Source organism: Xylanibacter ruminicola, from assembly GCF_900107775.1.
Classification (GTDB): Bacteria; Bacteroidota; Bacteroidia; order Bacteroidales; family Bacteroidaceae; genus Prevotella; species Prevotella ruminicola_C.
In genome coordinates this window covers 477,159-492,500 of the sequence record NZ_FNRF01000002.1, presented here as the reverse complement: position 1 = coordinate 492,500, position 15,342 = coordinate 477,159, and the positions used below count along the sequence as shown (strand labels likewise).

Below are 15,342 nucleotides of genomic sequence, written 5' to 3'. Positions count from 1 at the left end.
TTAAACGTTTCGCCTTTTTTATAAAGAATATATATAGCAAATATAAGAAAGAATATGAGAGATGTAACACTGGTCCTTTCGGACGGAACTAAATTTCACGGCAAGAGTTTCGGTAGCGAGAAACCCGTAGCTGGTGAGGTGGTATTTAATACGGCTATGATGGGTTACCCCGAGAGCCTTACCGACCCCAGCTATGCCGGACAGTTGATGACACTTACCTATCCGCTGGTAGGTAACTACGGAGTGCCACCATTCAGTATTGAAAATAATGGACTGGCAACCTTTATGGAGAGCGACAAGATTTACGCATCGGCCATCATTGTGAGCGACTACAGCGAGCAGTACTCACACTGGAATGCCACCGAGAGCTTGGCCGACTGGCTGAAGCGCGAGGGTGTGCCTGGCATTACAGGCATCGACACACGCGAACTGACCAAAGTACTGCGTGAGCACGGTGTGATGATGGGACAGATTATTTTTGACGACGAACCCGACAACATCCCTACAGCCGAGTACGAGGGCATCAACTGGGTAGACAAAGTAAGCTGTAAAGACATTATCCGCTACAACGAAGGCGCTGGCCGCAAGGTTGTGCTGGTTGACTGCGGTGTAAAGAACAATATTATCCGCTGCCTGGTTAACCGCGGCGTTGAGGTAATCCGCGTTCCCTGGAACTACGACTACACCAACATGGAGTTCGACGGATTGTTCCTGGCCAACGGCCCTGGCGATCCCGACATGTGCGTGGACGCTGTAGAGATTCTGAAGAAGCAGATGTCGGCATCGCGAAAGCCTATCTGCGGTATCTGTATGGGTAACCAATTGCTGGCTAAGGCTGGCGGCGCAACCATCTACAAGCTGAAGTATGGACACCGTTCGCACAACCAGCCTGTTCGCGAGGTTGGCACCAACCGCTGCTACGTTACATCGCAGAACCATGGCTACGCTGTAGATGCTGCCACGCTGGGTAACGACTGGCGCGAGCTGTTTGTAAACATGAACGATGGTTCGAACGAGGGTATCCGTCATCTCTCATTGCCCTGGTTCTCGAGCCAGTTCCACCCCGAGGCTTGCTCAGGCCCCGTTGACACAGAATTTATGTTTGACCGTTTTATTGAGACATTATGAAAGATAATAGTATAAAAAAAGTGCTGTTGCTGGGTAGCGGCGCATTGAAGATTGGCGAGGCCGGAGAGTTTGACTATAGCGGTTCGCAGGCTCTGAAAGCACTGCGCGAAGAGGGTGTAAAAACAGTGTTGATTAACCCTAACATCGCCACCGTGCAGACATCAGAGGGTGTTGCCGACGAGATTTACTTCCTGCCTGTCCAGCCTTATTTCGTAGAGCGAGTAATCGAGAAGGAGCGCCCCGATGGCATCCTGCTGGCTTTCGGTGGACAGACGGCTCTGAACTGCGGTGTAGAGCTTTACCAGAGCGGCGTACTGGAGAAGTATGGTGTAAAGGTACTGGGTACACCTGTACAGGCTATCATGGATACCGAGGACCGCGAGCTGTTTGTAAAGAAGCTCGACGAGATAGGCGTAAAGACTATCAAGAGCGAGGCTTGCTCAGATATCGAAAGCGCCCGCAAGGCCGCTAAGGCACTGGGCTATCCAGTTATCCTGCGTGCAGCTTACGCGCTCGGCGGTCTGGGTTCTGGTTTCTGTGACAACGAAGAGGAGCTCAACAAGCTGGCCGAGAAAGCCTTCGCCTTCTCGCCACAGGTACTGGTTGAGAAATCGCTGAAGGGATGGAAGGAAATTGAGTACGAGGTTGTACGCGATAAATACGATAACTGTATCACCGTATGTAACATGGAGAACTTCGACCCCCTGGGAATCCACACAGGTGAGTCGATCGTTATCGCTCCTTCGCAGACACTGACCAACTCAGAATATCATAAGCTGCGTGCACTGGCCATCAAGATTATCCGTCACATCGGTATCGTAGGTGAGTGTAACGTTCAGTATGCTTTCGACCCACAGTCGGAAGACTATCGCGTCATCGAGGTAAATGCCCGCTTGAGCCGTTCTTCGGCACTGGCATCAAAGGCCACCGGTTATCCCCTGGCTTTTGTAGCAGCTAAGTTGGGCATGGGCTACGGCTTATTCGAATTGAAGAACTCGGTTACCAAGACAACAAGTGCCTTCTTCGAGCCTGCTCTCGACTACGTGGTTTGTAAGATTCCACGTTGGGACCTCTCTAAGTTCCATGGTGTAGACAAGGAGCTCGGTTCATCGATGAAGTCGGTAGGCGAGGTAATGGCCATCGGTCGCAACTTTGAGGAGGCTATCCAGAAGGGTTTGCGCATGATTGGTCAGGGCATGCACGGATTTGTAGAGAACAAGGAACTGAAGATTAACGATATCGATGCTGCCCTGCGCGAGCCAACCGATAAGCGTATCTTCGTCATCTCGAAGGCCATGCACGACAAGCAGTACGACATCGATCGTATTCACGAGCTGACCAAGATTGACAAGTGGTTCCTGCAGAAACTGAAGCACATTATCGACATCGACGAGCAGCTGAAAAAACAGAATATCAACACCATCGAGAAGGACCTGTTGCGCCAGGCTAAGGTATACGGATTTACCGATTTTCAGATTGCCCGCGCTATTGGTCTGGAGGGCGAGAGCCGCAATATGCACGAGGCTTCGTTGCTGGTTCGCAATCGTCGTAAGCAGTTCGGTATCCTGCCCGTAGTAAAGCAGATCGACACTTTGGCTGCCGAATACCCCGCGCAAACTAACTATCTGTATGTAACCTACAGCGGTGTAGCCAGCGACATACAGTTTGAGAACGACAAGAAGAGTATCATCGTACTTGGTTCGGGTGCTTATCGCATCGGTTCGTCGGTAGAGTTCGACTGGTGCGGTGTTCAGGCGCTGAACACTATCCGCAAGGAAGGCTGGCGCAGCGTAATGATTAACTACAACCCCGAGACAGTATCTACCGACTACGACATGTGTGATCGCCTGTACTTCGACGAACTCACATTCGAGCGTGTATTGGATATCATCGACATGGAACAGCCTCATGGCGTGATTGTATCTACCGGTGGTCAGATTCCTAACAACCTGGCAGTATATCTGGATGAGCAGCACGTGAACATTCTCGGTACTCAGGCTGTGGACATCGATGGCGCCGAGGACCGTGCCAAGTTCTCACAGATGCTGAACGAGATTGGCGTGAACCAGCCAGAGTGGAGCGCCCTCACATCAATGGAGGATATCGACAACTTCGTTGACCGTGTAGGATTCCCTGTACTGGTTCGTCCATCATACGTGCTCTCAGGTGCTGCCATGAACGTTTGCTCAAACAAGGAGGAGCTTGAGAAGTTCCTGCAGCTGGCAGCCAACGTATCTGAAGATCACCCTGTAGTGGTTTCGAAATTTATCGAGAATGCCAAGGAAATCGAGATGGATGCCGTGGCTAAAGATGGTGAGATTATGGCCTATGCCATCAGTGAACATATTGAGTTTGCCGGTGTACACTCTGGCGACGCTACCATCCAGTTCCCACCGCAGAAACTGTATGTTGAGACTGTTCGCCGTATCAAGCGTATCTCACGTCAGATTGCCAAGGCACTGCACATCAATGGTCCGTTCAACATCCAGTATATGGCCCGCGAGAACGACATCCTGGTTATCGAGTGTAACCTGCGTGCATCGCGTAGTTTCCCATTCGTTAGCAAGGTGCTCAAGCTGAACCTCATCGATCTGGCCACCAAGGTTATGCTCGGTCTGCCTGTAGAGAAGCCCAAGAAGAACCTGTTCGACCTCGACTATGTAGGTATCAAGGCTTCGCAGTTCAGCTTTAACCGCCTGCAGAAGGCCGACCCCGTACTGGGTGTAGACATGGCATCTACCGGTGAGGTTGGTTGTATTGGCGATAACACCAACACTGCACTGCTCAAAGCTATGCTCAGCGTTGGTCATCGCATTCCAAAGAAGACAGTTCTGCTCTCAACAGGTTCGGCTAAGCAGAAGGCAGAGATGCTTGATGCAGCTCGCCAGCTGGTTGAAAACGGCTACGAGTTGTATGCTACAGGCGGTACCTCTAAGTACCTTACCGACAACGGCATCGCTAACACCCTAGTACACTGGCCATCGGACAACGCCCAGCCACAGGCTCTCGACCTGCTGCATGAGCACAAGATCGACATGGTAGTAAACATTCCTAAGAATCTTACTACCCATGAGCTTACCAACGGCTACAAGATTCGTCGTGCAGCCATCGATCTGAACGTGCCTCTGATTACCAACAGTCGACTGGCAAGTGCATTTATCCATGCATTCTGTAGCATTAAACTGAACGAAATTGGTATCAAATCTTGGTCAGAATATAGGTAGAATAGGGGCCTAAAAAGCCTATATTCGTCCTAAAACGCAAAAAAATGGTGTAATAATTTGGTTATTTCAAATTATTGCACTATTTTTGCAAAGTTAATATCAACAATTACTGACCCTATTAGGCATGGACGTAGCAGATACACTTGAATCCAAAATAAACCGCAGTGAGTACAAAGTACTTATTGTTGACGACGTTGTTAGTAATGTCTTACTTTTGAAGATATTACTGACAAACGAGAAATTTCAGGTATGTACCGCCAATAACGGCGCCACATGCATCGAGCAGGCCAAGAAGGAACATCCCGACCTGATTCTGCTTGATGTAATGATGCCCGATATCAGCGGTTTTGACACAGCAGTAATCCTGAAGAAAGACGAAGAGACAAAAGATATCCCCATTATTTTCCTCACAGCGTTGAACACACCTCAGGATCTGGTACATGGATTCCAGGTTGGTGCCAATGACTTCCTGACCAAGCCCTTTAATAAGGAAGAACTGGTAATGCGTGTGATGCAGCAGATTTCGCTGGTAGCCGCTAAGCGTATCATCGAGCAGCAGAACCGCGACTTGCGTGCCACATTGTCGAACCGCGATAAGATGTACTCGGTAATTGCCCACGATCTTCGTTCGCCAATGGCCAGCATCCGTATGGTACTGAATCTGGTAGTTGCATCAACTTCGCCTGAAACCGTAGGCGCCGAACTCTACGAACTGCTTGATAAGGCCAATCGCGAATCAGAAGATGTTCACGACCTGCTGGACAATCTGCTGAAATGGACTAAGAGTCAGACAGGTCGTTTGAGCGTGGTAGTTCAGGATCTGGATTTGAACGATATCATTCCTGGTGTAGTTGAGATATTCGAGATGATTGCACAAACCAAGCATATCAAATTAGACCTTCAGCCATCAGCAAGTAATCTGATTGTAACTGCTGATAACGATATGCTCAAAACAGTGATGCGCAACTTCCTGTCGAATGCCATCAAGTTCTCGCCCGAGAATTCAACTATCGAGATCAGCATGGTTGCCGAAGGCGATTTCGCCAAGATTAGCGTAACCGATCATGGTGTAGGTATCGCAGCCGATCGACTCGGATCTATTTTCCGCAAAGGCGACACTACCTACGGAACCGGCGGTGAAGAGGGGTCGGGACTTGGACTCCAACTCTGTCAGGACTTCGCCCGTAAGAATGGCGGTGATTGTTATGTTGAATCAATCGAAGGTCAAGGTAGTACTTTTAGTTTTACTGTTCCACTAAAGAAATAATGAATACACCTATTTATATTATAGAAGAAACAAAGCTTCGCCGTAACCTCAGTTTGATTGCTGGAGTTGCGGCGAAAGCCGATATTGAGGTTATACTTGCTTTCAAGGCTTTTGCCCTTTGGAAGACGTTCCCCATTTTCCGTGAGTACATTAACAGCACCACAGCAAGTTCGCTGTCGGAGGCCCGTCTGGCATTCGAGGAGTTTAAGGCACCTGCCCATACTTACTCACCCGCCTATACCGAAGAAGAGTTTCCCGAGATTGTGAAATGTTCATCGCATATCACATTCAACTCGCTTTCGCAATATGAGCGATTCCACAAGCAAGCCAAATCTGTATCTTTGGGTCTGCGTGTTAACCCTGAATATTCTGAAGTTAGTACCTTATTATATAATCCATGCGCGCCTGGTAGCCGTTTTGGCATTACTGCCGATAAACTTCCAGAACAACTTCCGGAAGATATCGAAGGATTCCATTGTCATACGCTTTGCGAAAGTGGGCCAGATGTATTCCAGCGCACACTGGTACATATTGAGGAAAAATTTGCCAAGTGGTTTCCACAACTCAAATGGATTAATTTTGGTGGCGGTCATCTGATGACACGTAAGGATTACGATGTAGAACTGCTCATTAAAATAATACAGGACTTTAAGAAACGCTATCCATGGTTGAAGATTATACTGGAACCAGGTAGTGCTTTTGCATGGCAAACCGGACCTCTGGTGTCGCACGTAGTAGATATAGTAGAAGATAAAGGTATTAAAACTGCCATTCTTGATGTGAGCTTTACCTGCCACATGCCCGACTGTTTGGAGATGCCATACATGCCTGAAGTACGAGGTGCCGAGATAGTAGAGATGAAAAAAGCTACCGAACCGATGACTTACCGTTTGGGAGGCAACAGTTGTTTGAGTGGTGATTTTATGGGTTCATGGCTTTTTGATCACGAATTAAAAGTAGGTGAAGAAATTATTTTTGAGGATATGATTCACTACACAACCGTAAAAACTTGCACTTTTAACGGAATTTCACATCCAGCTATAGGTATGTTGCATGCAAATGGCAAATTAGAGATTTTACGCCGTTTTGGGTACGAAGACTACCGAAATCGCATGGATTAGTGCTGTTTTTGTAAACAAATCGATAAAATGGCACTTTTTTCGAAAAAAAATCGCTGAAAAGTTTGTCAGTTCAAAAAAAAGCATTACCTTTGCACCCGCAATCAAGAGAGATGCCTCTGATAAAGAGAACAACGCGGAAATAGCTCAGTTGGTAGAGCACAACCTTGCCAAGGTTGGGGTCGCGGGTCCGAGTCCCGTTTTCCGCTCACTTGTTGAACAAAAAAGAGACGTTAAGGAATGGCCTTAATGACAAAAATGCCCAGGTGGCGGAATTGGTAGACGCGCACGTTTCAGGTGCGTGTGCCGCAAGGCGTGCAGGTTCGAGTCCTGTTCTGGGCACTCTTTTTTATTCAGCGTATGTTGGAGAGGTGGCGGAATTGGTAGACGCGCTACTTTGAGGGGGTAGTGTCAATTGCGACGTGGGAGTTCGAGTCTCCTCCTCTTCACCATTTTTAAATTGACATTCTTGCGGAAATAGCTCAGTTGGTAGAGCACAACCTTGCCAAGGTTGGGGTCGCGGGTCCGAGTCCCGTTTTCCGCTCTTCTTTATAGGAAAACAACATCTTTTTCAAAAACAAACATGAATTTATACTTAAGATATTTTGATCGAGAAACTCTCGTACCAACCGTAGACGAGGCTATAGAATTTTTAAGTTCGATAGACGAGATTGAGATGAATCCGCTTCTTGAAGCAGATATTCGTGAGTATGCATCAAGCGACGTTTTCTATCCCAAAAGATATAAAGTTCATCCTCGTGTTTATTTTATCATCATAAAGACCGAAGCTGCAACAATGCAGGACTTCAAAGATAAGAAAGCTGTTCATTCGGCAGAGCCGAACGAGCAACCTTCGAAGGTAACACCTACCTTGATGCGACTGAATGAGATTAACGAAGGATGGTACGAAGGATATTTAGACTTTAAGCGCGTTCTTTTAGTACCTGGTACTGGCAAGTTCCAGTATCGCGACACCCAGTTTGCTGCCCGCGTAAAGGCTTTCTCGGGCATGGAGTGCTATGAGCGCATGATCGACTATCTGCGCGACCGTGTTGACTCACGCAGTCAGTTCCCATCACCTAAAGGTAAGAACTTTAAGTTCCGTTATCTCGGCAAAGCTAAGTAATCAATCTATATAAACGCTCCTATTATGAATAAGGTAATGCTTATTGGCAATGTTGGCCAAGACCCCGAAGTAAGATATGTTGACCAAGGTGTAGCAGTTGCTCGTATCAGATTAGCAACAACCGAACGTGGCTATACGCTGCAGAATGGCACACAGGTGCCCGATCATACTGATTGGCATAATGTGATTCTTTGGCGCCGACTGGCTGAGATTGTAGAGAAATATGTACATAAGGGAGATAAACTTTATATAGAGGGCCGCATCCGCTACACTACGTACGATGACAAACAAGGTCAGCGTCGTTATGCCACAGAGATATGGGCGGATAATATGGAAATGCTTTCACCAAAATCAGACAATGGACTATCTTCAACAAATCCTGAGTGAAGTAACTGTCACAGCACCAACCATGGGTGCTGTGATAGCTATTATAATAGCAGGTTTACTTCTTTTATTTTCCGGTTTTGCCTCTGGCTCTGAAATTGCATTCTTCTCTCTTTCGCCTAACGATTTGAATGAGCTGAACGACGAGAAGAATGATTCGGATAAGAATATTCTTCAATTACGCGAGGATTCGGAGCGTACACTGGCTACGATACTGATTACAAATAATCTGGTAAACGTAACCATTATCATGCTTTGCAACTATTTCTTTGCACATGTAATAGATTTCGGCGGTGCCTATTGGCTGCAGTTTGTAGTCATCACTGTATTGCTCACATTCCTGCTGTTACTGTTTGGTGAAATAATGCCAAAGGTATATGCAGGTCAGCGTGCTTTATCATTCTGCCGTAGGGTTGCTGGTAGCATCATGGTACTGCGCAAGTTGTTCTATCCGTTATCATCGGTACTTATCCGCTCGGGTATCATTGCCGAGAAGGTGGTACAGAAAGAGAATCGTGCACTAAGCGTAGATGATTTGGAGCAAGCTCTGGAACTTACCGACAAAGAAGAGTTGAAGGACGAGAAGAACATGCTTGAGGGTATTGTGCGCTTTGGCGATGAGACAGCCAAAGAGGTTATGACCAGTCGTCAGGATGTGGTTGACCTCGACTTTAGTCTGCCTTTCCCCGAAGTATTGAAATGTATTATCGAGAATAATTATTCGCGTATTCCTGTTTATCAGGATACCATCGATAATATCCGCGGTATCCTTTATATCAAGGATTTACTGCCACACCTGTCAAAGCCTGCCACTTTCCGTTGGCAGTCATTGATACGTCCACCATATTTTGTACCAGAGACAAAGAAAATCGACGATTTGCTGCGCGATTTCCAAGAGAATAAGGTACACATTGCAATTGTAGTGGATGAATTTGGCGGTACTAGCGGTATTATAACACTCGAGGATATCCTGGAGGAGATTGTAGGCGAGATTAATGACGAGTACGATGAGGAAGAGAAGTCGTACACACGTATAAATGCCAACACCTATATATTCGAGGGTAAGACCTTGCTGAGCGATTTCTACAAGATCCTGGACATCGATGACGAGACATTCGAAGATGTTGAAGGTGATGCTGATTCGCTGGCAGGACTGCTGCTTGAGATTAAGGGCGATTTCCCCGAACTGCACGAACGTTTGGACTACAAAAACTTTACCTTCGAGGTTACGGAGTTAGATGGTCATCGTATTTCGAAGATAAAAGTCGTTATCCACGTGGCGGAATAATTACCAACCGTAATTATTCCAGTTCACGCTATAGTACCATTGGAAGTTCTTTATACGCGAATTATATTTGTAGGTGCAATAGTCGTATTCTTGCTGAGGGAAATACATGCTCAAACACCCCCACATGGCATCGTTGACAGGAAAGCTACCAAAGCTATTAAGCAACGTATTATAAACTGTTTGCCATTTAGTTGATACAACATAATAGGACACTGCCTTATTGAATGCTGTTAACCACTGGTTATAATCACTCGCAGAAGCATATTTATATAATACCGACGACATATCATACATCACCTTGATATCAGAGTAAATATAAGCAGTACTTACAAAATAAAATGGCAGTCCAGAAAGGTCTAATACGGCAGGACTGGTGATTTTCGAAGAAATAGTAGATAAGATAGTGTTAGTAGCCTGAGCCAATGATTCCATCTCTGATAGTTTTACTGCCGACATAGGTACACTATATCCATTTAAGTTAAGATAAGCATAATCACTGGTATTATAAGCATCAAGATAGTAATCGTAATATATATCGCATATATCCTGATAGAATGTAGATGAACTTGAGAATAACGCCTTCATGATCGTATTATATGGCGCTCCCTCAGCAGGAATCTCGGCAGGCGAACCAATCAGATAATCAGCGGCATTACGGAGTTCATAAGCACTCTCGGCACACATGAAGCAACAGCAGTCGGCAAAGATATACTTAAACTTAGGCAGATCCTCAAGGGCTTTAGCCATTTGGGTGATATTCATGGCTTTACTATCTTTATATAAATCATACCCGTAATCGTAGCCATAGGCTCTGGTTTTGTTTGCATCGGCTACAGAGTCGGCATCAACGGCCCAGCCTGTAGCATGTCCCCATAGTACTAATCCATAGTCTTTTGATGGATAGTTATCTATCGTCCATTGTATAACCTCGCGGAATTTACTGGGATCGCTAGCAGGGAATTCGCTGTCGTACTGATACAGCACCTTTCGTTTTCCATTAGCAATCTCAATAATGTGTGGAAGATTGGTTTTTCCTACAGAATCGATAAAAACAATCAAATGCTGGTTATCGTTCAGCTGATACGAACCTTCGTCCATCTCCAGCAAATCATCAGCCATAAAGCCGCTAGTTGTCAGGTCGTTCTCGCCTGACATATATACAAGTACAGTTCGGTCGTAAACCGTTGGTTCTGGTGTAGGTTCCGGATCGTCTTTCTTATTGCACGAACATAGTAACGCTATCCCTAAAAGTCCTATAATAATCTTATGCATATAATCAAAATTTGTGGCAAAGTTACAAAGAATTATGAAATATCCTACATTTTTATTTGTTTTTTTAGTATCTTTGCATCGCAAAACAATGAATATAATGAAGAAACTATATATATTGCTGACATTATGCATGTTAATGCTCGGCGCCAACGATGGATTTGCTCAACGTTCAAGATACAACAAGCACCACTCTAAGCACAGAACACATAGAGTGGTGAGCAAACATAAAAAAGGCAAGAAAACCAAGAAACGTGCGGTAGCCCAATACCGTCCTGATCCGCGTTTACTTACCGATCCTAATTACGACCCATTCTTACAATGTGAGGATACTTGCAGTCATGTGCACGGTATCGACTTGTCGCATTACCAGGGCGAAGTATTCTGGGAGACTGTAGGAGAGAACACCAAGATGGCTTATGTGTATCTGAAAGCTACCGAGGGTGGCGATCGCATTGATGCCCAATACGAACGCAATATCGACTTAGCTCACCGTCACGGACTGAAAGTAGGCTCCTATCACTTCTTCCGTCCTAAAACGCCTGTAATGACTCAGCTTGAGAACTTTATGACACAATGCCGACCAGGCGAACAGGACCTGATACCAATGATTGATGTTGAGACCACAGGCGGACTTTCATCTGAGGAATTCTGCGATTCGCTGTATGCTTTTCTGGATTTAATAGAAGAGGCCTATCATCAGCAACCACTGATATATACGTTCCGCAACTTCTACAATAAGCATCTTGTAGGCAAGATTAATGATTACAAGTTGATGATTGCGATGTACACCGAAGAAGAGCCAGTATTGGCCGACGGACGCGACATCACCATGTGGCAATACACTAGTCATGGACGCATTGTAGGTATCCGTGGAAGCGTGGATAAAAGCCGATTCATGGGCAATCATGGATTGCGCGAAATCAGGTTCAATCACATACGACATGTAGGGAAGAATGTGTCATTCTTCGATATGCGTAAGCGAGTGGGCAAATGATGCAAAGAAATTGGTAAAAGCCTCCGAAGGAATGAAACGCATATAACGGGCAGAGCGCTTGATATGATTAATCAAGGCACCGCCATTGCTGGTGTGTACAAAAATACTATCCGAGCCTTGTGAGAAATAAAAGTCCTGACGGATATTAGTATATTCGGCCAGTTCCTTTGCTACAACAATTGTTTTGCGGTCGGCATCACTTTCAGAAAATGGTATATCCTTGGCTTCCAAGCCAAACAAATCCATTAGCAACGTAGCCTCGAGCTGTGCCATCTGTTCAAAATGCAATTTCTTCAGCCAACTACCCAACACCTCGTAATCCGCTTTACTATTGTTTGCACGAAGCGTCAAACCTAATTCAATCAGCAGTTTCAAAGGCAGACCCTCGTTCAGGATTCTTCGTGCTATACTGATAATACGGATCAACATTCTGCGCGTATTGATGTCCGACTGCTCATCGTCGAGAATATTCTGCAACTGGCGGTTCAGCAAAGGGTTGGTAAGCTTATCCGGACGCAACAGTTCATCTTCGTCGTTATCCTCATCGTTCTCTTTTGCCGTGAGCCATTGTTTCCACTGAGCTTCGGTTAAATGAAGATTGAACTGATCCTGACAGCTCTTAAGACCTTGATATACATACGACTGAACACTGTGCACCGTAGCAAGCTGATACAGTTTACTCCATTTATGCACCGACATAGGCTCAAGAACCTCAGTTGTCTGGAAAGCACCACATCGAAGAAGTCTGAAAAAATTTCGCTGAATAATATTCATGAGTATCTTTTGGGATAACGCAGTAAGATAGATAGAATGGCTACAACACCCAGTGCAAATGGGTAGTAAAGATAGGGTAGGATGGCAACAGGATTAACCGATGCCAAACCAGCAGCTATCAGCAACTGGGCACCATATGGTATCAACCCCTGAACCGTACATGAGAATGTGTCTAATATCGAGGCACACTTCTTATTATCTACACCATAGCGATCACCAATTTGTTTGGCTATATCGCCTACAGTCAAGATGGCAACTGTATTATTAGCAGTACAAACATCTACCAGCGATACCAGTGTGGCAATACTCAGTTCAGCACCGCGCTTACTGCTAACACGACGTGTAAGCTGATTAATGATAAAGTCGATACCGCCTTGCTGTTTTATCAGCTCAAGCATACCGCCTGCCATCATCGTCACAATAATCAGTTCGCCCACCGACATGATACCATCGCCCATGGCGCCAAACCATCCATAGAGGTCGAAAGACCCTGTAAATATACCAATGATACCACATAGCACAATACCTATAGTTAATACAGCCATCACATTCATGCCGCATACAGCCGTTACAAGCACTGTTAAGTAAGGTATTACCTTTACCCATTCAACAGCCGGAATCTGCTGTGGAGCCATGGTATCCTGACCAAGGAAATAATAAGCAACCAGTATCACCAAAGCAGCAGGCATCACAATAAATGCATTTACCCTGAACTTATCGCTCAGCCGGCATCCTTGCGTTTGGGTGGCCATAATGGTGGTATCGGAGATAAACGACAGATTATCGCCAAAGAACGAACCGCCCACAATAATAGCGGTCATCATAGCCTGGTCGACCCCCGTTTCCTGGGCCAGACCTACGGCAATTGGCGTCAGGGCAGCAATCGTACCCACGCTTGTTCCGATAGAAAGCGAGATAAAGCAGGCAGCCAGAAACATGCCCGCAAATATCATCTGGGGTGGTAGCAGACTTAATGCCAGATTAACGGTAGCATCGATACTACCCATCTGCTTGGCTGAATGCGCAAAAGCACCTGCTAACACAAATATCCAAATCATCAGCATCATCTGTTCTGTGGCGGCTCCACGACTATAGTTGTTGATTCTGTGCATCAGCGGTCTGCCTGTAAATACGGCAATAGCATAGATACTCGAAATCATAAAGGCTACAGTAATGGGAATTTTGTAAAAGTCACCAGCAATAATGCTGGTGACTAAGTAGAATAAGATAAACACCACGATAGGTGATAATGCGATGATTCCTTTCTTCACAGTGTTACACCGTTTTTAAAGATTGATATTTCACGATAATCGTTCTCTTCGTTCTTGGCTTTCTCGCCACTGGCAACAGCCAATACCTTATCGATAAACTCAGGTACCAATTCTTGCATGGTACGACCCTCGATCAGCTGACCAGCCGAGAAGTCGATCCAGTTCTTCTTGCGCGATGCCAGATCAGGATTGGTGGCAATCTTCATGGTTGGTACAAAGGTGCCGAATGGCGTACCACGACCAGTAGTAAACAATACCAAGTGACAACCACAAGAGGCGAGGGCAGTAGCTGCAACCAAATCATTACCAGGTGCCGAAAGCAGATTCAAACCTGGGTTCTGCAGTCTGTCGCCATATTCCATCACACCGCTTACAGGGGCCTTACCACACTTCTGTGTGCATCCCAGTGCCTTATCCTCGAGGGTAGAGATACCACCAGCCTTGTTGCCAGGACTTGGGTTCTCGCCAACAGGCTCACCATGCGACAGGAAATAGTTCTTGAAGTTATTAATCATAGATACTGTCTGGTTAAACAGCTCTTCGGTAGTGCAACGGTTCATCAGGATGGTTTCAGCGCCAAACATCTCGGGCACCTCGGTCAATACTGATGTTCCGCCCTGAGCAACCAACCAGTCAGAGAATTCGCCAACCAATGGATTAGCAGTGATACCAGAGAATCCATCTGAACCACCACACTTCAATCCAACACGCAGTTTGCTAACAGGTACTTCGGTACGAACATCCTTGCTTGCCAACTGATACAGCTCACGCAGCATCTCCATACCAGCCTCCATCTCATCGTCAACACGCTGAGTTACCAGCAGCTTGATGCGATCTTTATCATAATCGCCCAGCATCTTCATGAAGTCCTCGGGCTGATTGTTCTCACAACCTAAGCTCAGCACCAATACGGCACCGGCATTGGGGTGCAGACAGATATCACGCAGCACCTTACGGGTATTCTCATGATCCTCCGACAATTGCGAACAACCATAGTTATGATGCCAGGCATAGATAGCATCCACACCCTGCTCGTTGGTTTCTTTCTTCAACTCCTTAACCAGGCGTTCGGCAATACCATTTACGCAACCAACAGTGGGCACAATCCAAATCTCATTACGGATACCCACGTCGCCGTTCTTACGTACATAGCCTTTAAAGCTACGGTTGTCGTTCTTGATATTAAGTTTCTCGTTTACAGGATTATATGTATACTCGAGAGTACCAGCCAGATTGGTCTTCAGATTATTCTCGTTCACCCAATCGCCTGCCTTCAAATCCTGCATAGCATGACCGATAGGATAGCCATATTTGATAATGTCGGCACCAGCTGTCACATTCTTAATCAGTACCTTATGGCCTGCTGGTGTATCCTGATTCACGGTAATCTGCTTACCATCTACTTCAATAATCTCTCCTTTCTTTTTGGGCTGCAAACAAACCACTACCGAATCGGCAGGGTTAATCTTCAAAAATGTAGCTTGTTCCATTCTTTT

The 15,342-nt window shown here is 45.9% G+C and carries 12 protein-coding genes and 4 tRNA genes; 12 read left to right on the top strand and 4 right to left on the bottom strand.

Going from position 1 to position 15,342, the window contains the following annotated elements; all coding sequences use genetic code 11:
- Positions 1-54: 54 nt before the first annotated feature.
- The 11 genes from carA to gldE all read left to right on the top strand — a co-directional run bounded on the left by carA (position 55) and on the right by gldE (position 9,535).
- Positions 55-1,128 carry a glutamine-hydrolyzing carbamoyl-phosphate synthase small subunit gene (gene carA / locus BLU97_RS06095; protein WP_033150869.1) on the top strand — a complete coding sequence of 358 codons (1,074 nt, stop codon included), beginning with the start codon at positions 55-57 and terminating at the stop codon, positions 1,126-1,128.
- Entirely contained in the window at positions 1,125-4,352 is a 3,228-nt protein-coding gene (carB, locus tag BLU97_RS06090) for a carbamoyl-phosphate synthase (glutamine-hydrolyzing) large subunit (RefSeq protein WP_074760704.1), read from the top strand. The genes carA and carB overlap by 4 nt, the downstream gene beginning before the upstream one ends.
- 124 nt (positions 4,353-4,476) lie before the next feature.
- The gene (locus BLU97_RS06085) at positions 4,477-5,619 is read left to right on the top strand and encodes a hybrid sensor histidine kinase/response regulator (protein ID WP_074760703.1); all 1,143 of its coding nucleotides are present in this window, start codon (positions 4,477-4,479) and stop codon (positions 5,617-5,619) included.
- Positions 5,619-6,740: a carboxynorspermidine decarboxylase gene (gene nspC / locus BLU97_RS06080; protein WP_074760702.1), complete on the top strand. Its 1,122-nt coding sequence runs from the start codon at positions 5,619-5,621 to the stop codon at positions 6,738-6,740. The genes BLU97_RS06085 and nspC overlap by 1 nt, the downstream gene beginning before the upstream one ends.
- 133 nt (positions 6,741-6,873) lie before the next feature.
- Positions 6,874-6,946 (top strand) — tRNA-Gly (locus BLU97_RS06075).
- A gap of 51 nt (positions 6,947-6,997) precedes the next feature.
- A tRNA-Leu gene (locus BLU97_RS06070) sits at positions 6,998-7,079 on the top strand.
- Between the two features lie 23 nt (positions 7,080-7,102).
- Positions 7,103-7,189, top strand: a tRNA-Leu gene (locus BLU97_RS06065).
- Positions 7,190-7,208: 19 nt separating this feature from the next.
- A tRNA-Gly gene (locus BLU97_RS06060) sits at positions 7,209-7,281 on the top strand.
- 39 nt (positions 7,282-7,320) lie between these two features.
- Positions 7,321-7,863 (top strand): hypothetical protein, encoded by a 543-nt coding sequence (locus BLU97_RS06055; RefSeq protein ID WP_074760701.1) that lies wholly within the window; start codon positions 7,321-7,323, stop codon positions 7,861-7,863.
- A gap of 24 nt (positions 7,864-7,887) precedes the next feature.
- A complete protein-coding gene (locus BLU97_RS06050; protein WP_013063962.1) occupies positions 7,888-8,250 on the top strand; it encodes a single-stranded DNA-binding protein in 363 nt (120 codons plus the stop codon).
- Positions 8,222-9,535: a gliding motility-associated protein GldE gene (gene gldE, locus BLU97_RS06045; protein ID WP_074760700.1), complete on the top strand. Its 1,314-nt coding sequence runs from the start codon at positions 8,222-8,224 to the stop codon at positions 9,533-9,535. The genes BLU97_RS06050 and gldE overlap by 29 nt, the downstream gene beginning before the upstream one ends.
- Here gldE and BLU97_RS06040 read toward each other — a convergent pair whose 3' ends face one another.
- Complete coding sequence (locus BLU97_RS06040) at positions 9,536-10,807, bottom strand: clostripain-related cysteine peptidase (RefSeq protein ID WP_175456314.1); 1,272 nt, start codon at positions 10,805-10,807, stop codon at positions 9,536-9,538.
- A gap of 97 nt (positions 10,808-10,904) precedes the next feature.
- Here BLU97_RS06040 and BLU97_RS06035 point away from each other — a divergent pair, with 97 nt between their 5' ends.
- Positions 10,905-11,801, top strand: coding sequence for a glycoside hydrolase family 25 protein (locus tag BLU97_RS06035; protein WP_254771671.1), 897 nt, complete (start codon positions 10,905-10,907; stop codon positions 11,799-11,801).
- Here BLU97_RS06035 and BLU97_RS06030 read toward each other — a convergent pair.
- Genes BLU97_RS06030 through BLU97_RS06020 form a run of 3 tightly spaced genes read right to left on the bottom strand, consistent with a single transcriptional unit; the run spans position 11,766 to position 15,336 of the window.
- Positions 11,766-12,575 (bottom strand): hypothetical protein, encoded by an 810-nt coding sequence (locus tag BLU97_RS06030; RefSeq protein ID WP_139208867.1) that lies wholly within the window; start codon positions 12,573-12,575, stop codon positions 11,766-11,768. The genes BLU97_RS06035 and BLU97_RS06030 overlap by 36 nt on opposite strands.
- The gene (locus BLU97_RS06025; protein WP_074760697.1) at positions 12,572-13,846 is read right to left on the bottom strand and encodes a Na+/H+ antiporter NhaC family protein; all 1,275 of its coding nucleotides are present in this window, start codon (positions 13,844-13,846) and stop codon (positions 12,572-12,574) included. The genes BLU97_RS06030 and BLU97_RS06025 overlap by 4 nt, the downstream gene beginning before the upstream one ends.
- Entirely contained in the window at positions 13,843-15,336 is a 1,494-nt protein-coding gene (locus BLU97_RS06020) for a UxaA family hydrolase (protein ID WP_074760696.1), read from the bottom strand. The genes BLU97_RS06025 and BLU97_RS06020 overlap by 4 nt, the downstream gene beginning before the upstream one ends.
- Positions 15,337-15,342 lie beyond the last annotated feature (6 nt).

What these genes read in the sequence shown, in the direction of transcription:
- carA (WP_033150869.1), top strand. Translation starts at nt 55, where the DNA reads ATGAGAGATGTAACACTGGTCCTTTCGGACGGAACTAAATTTCACGGC.
- carB (WP_074760704.1), top strand. Translation starts at nt 1,125, where the DNA reads ATGAAAGATAATAGTATAAAAAAAGTGCTGTTGCTGGGTAGCGGCGCA.
- nspC (WP_074760702.1), top strand. Translation starts at nt 5,619, where the DNA reads ATGAATACACCTATTTATATTATAGAAGAAACAAAGCTTCGCCGTAAC.
- BLU97_RS06020 (WP_074760696.1), bottom strand. Translation starts at nt 15,336, where the DNA reads ATGGAACAAGCTACATTTTTGAAGATTAACCCTGCCGATTCGGTAGTG.
- BLU97_RS06040 (WP_175456314.1), bottom strand. Translation starts at nt 10,807, where the DNA reads ATGCATAAGATTATTATAGGACTTTTAGGGATAGCGTTACTATGTTCG.
- BLU97_RS06030 (WP_139208867.1), bottom strand. Translation starts at nt 12,575, where the DNA reads ATGAATATTATTCAGCGAAATTTTTTCAGACTTCTTCGATGTGGTGCT.
- gldE (WP_074760700.1), top strand. Translation starts at nt 8,222, where the DNA reads ATGGACTATCTTCAACAAATCCTGAGTGAAGTAACTGTCACAGCACCA.
- BLU97_RS06035 (WP_254771671.1), top strand. Translation starts at nt 10,905, where the DNA reads ATGAAGAAACTATATATATTGCTGACATTATGCATGTTAATGCTCGGC.
- BLU97_RS06050 (WP_013063962.1), top strand. Translation starts at nt 7,888, where the DNA reads ATGAATAAGGTAATGCTTATTGGCAATGTTGGCCAAGACCCCGAAGTA.
- BLU97_RS06055 (WP_074760701.1), top strand. Translation starts at nt 7,321, where the DNA reads ATGAATTTATACTTAAGATATTTTGATCGAGAAACTCTCGTACCAACC.
- BLU97_RS06085 (WP_074760703.1), top strand. Translation starts at nt 4,477, where the DNA reads ATGGACGTAGCAGATACACTTGAATCCAAAATAAACCGCAGTGAGTAC.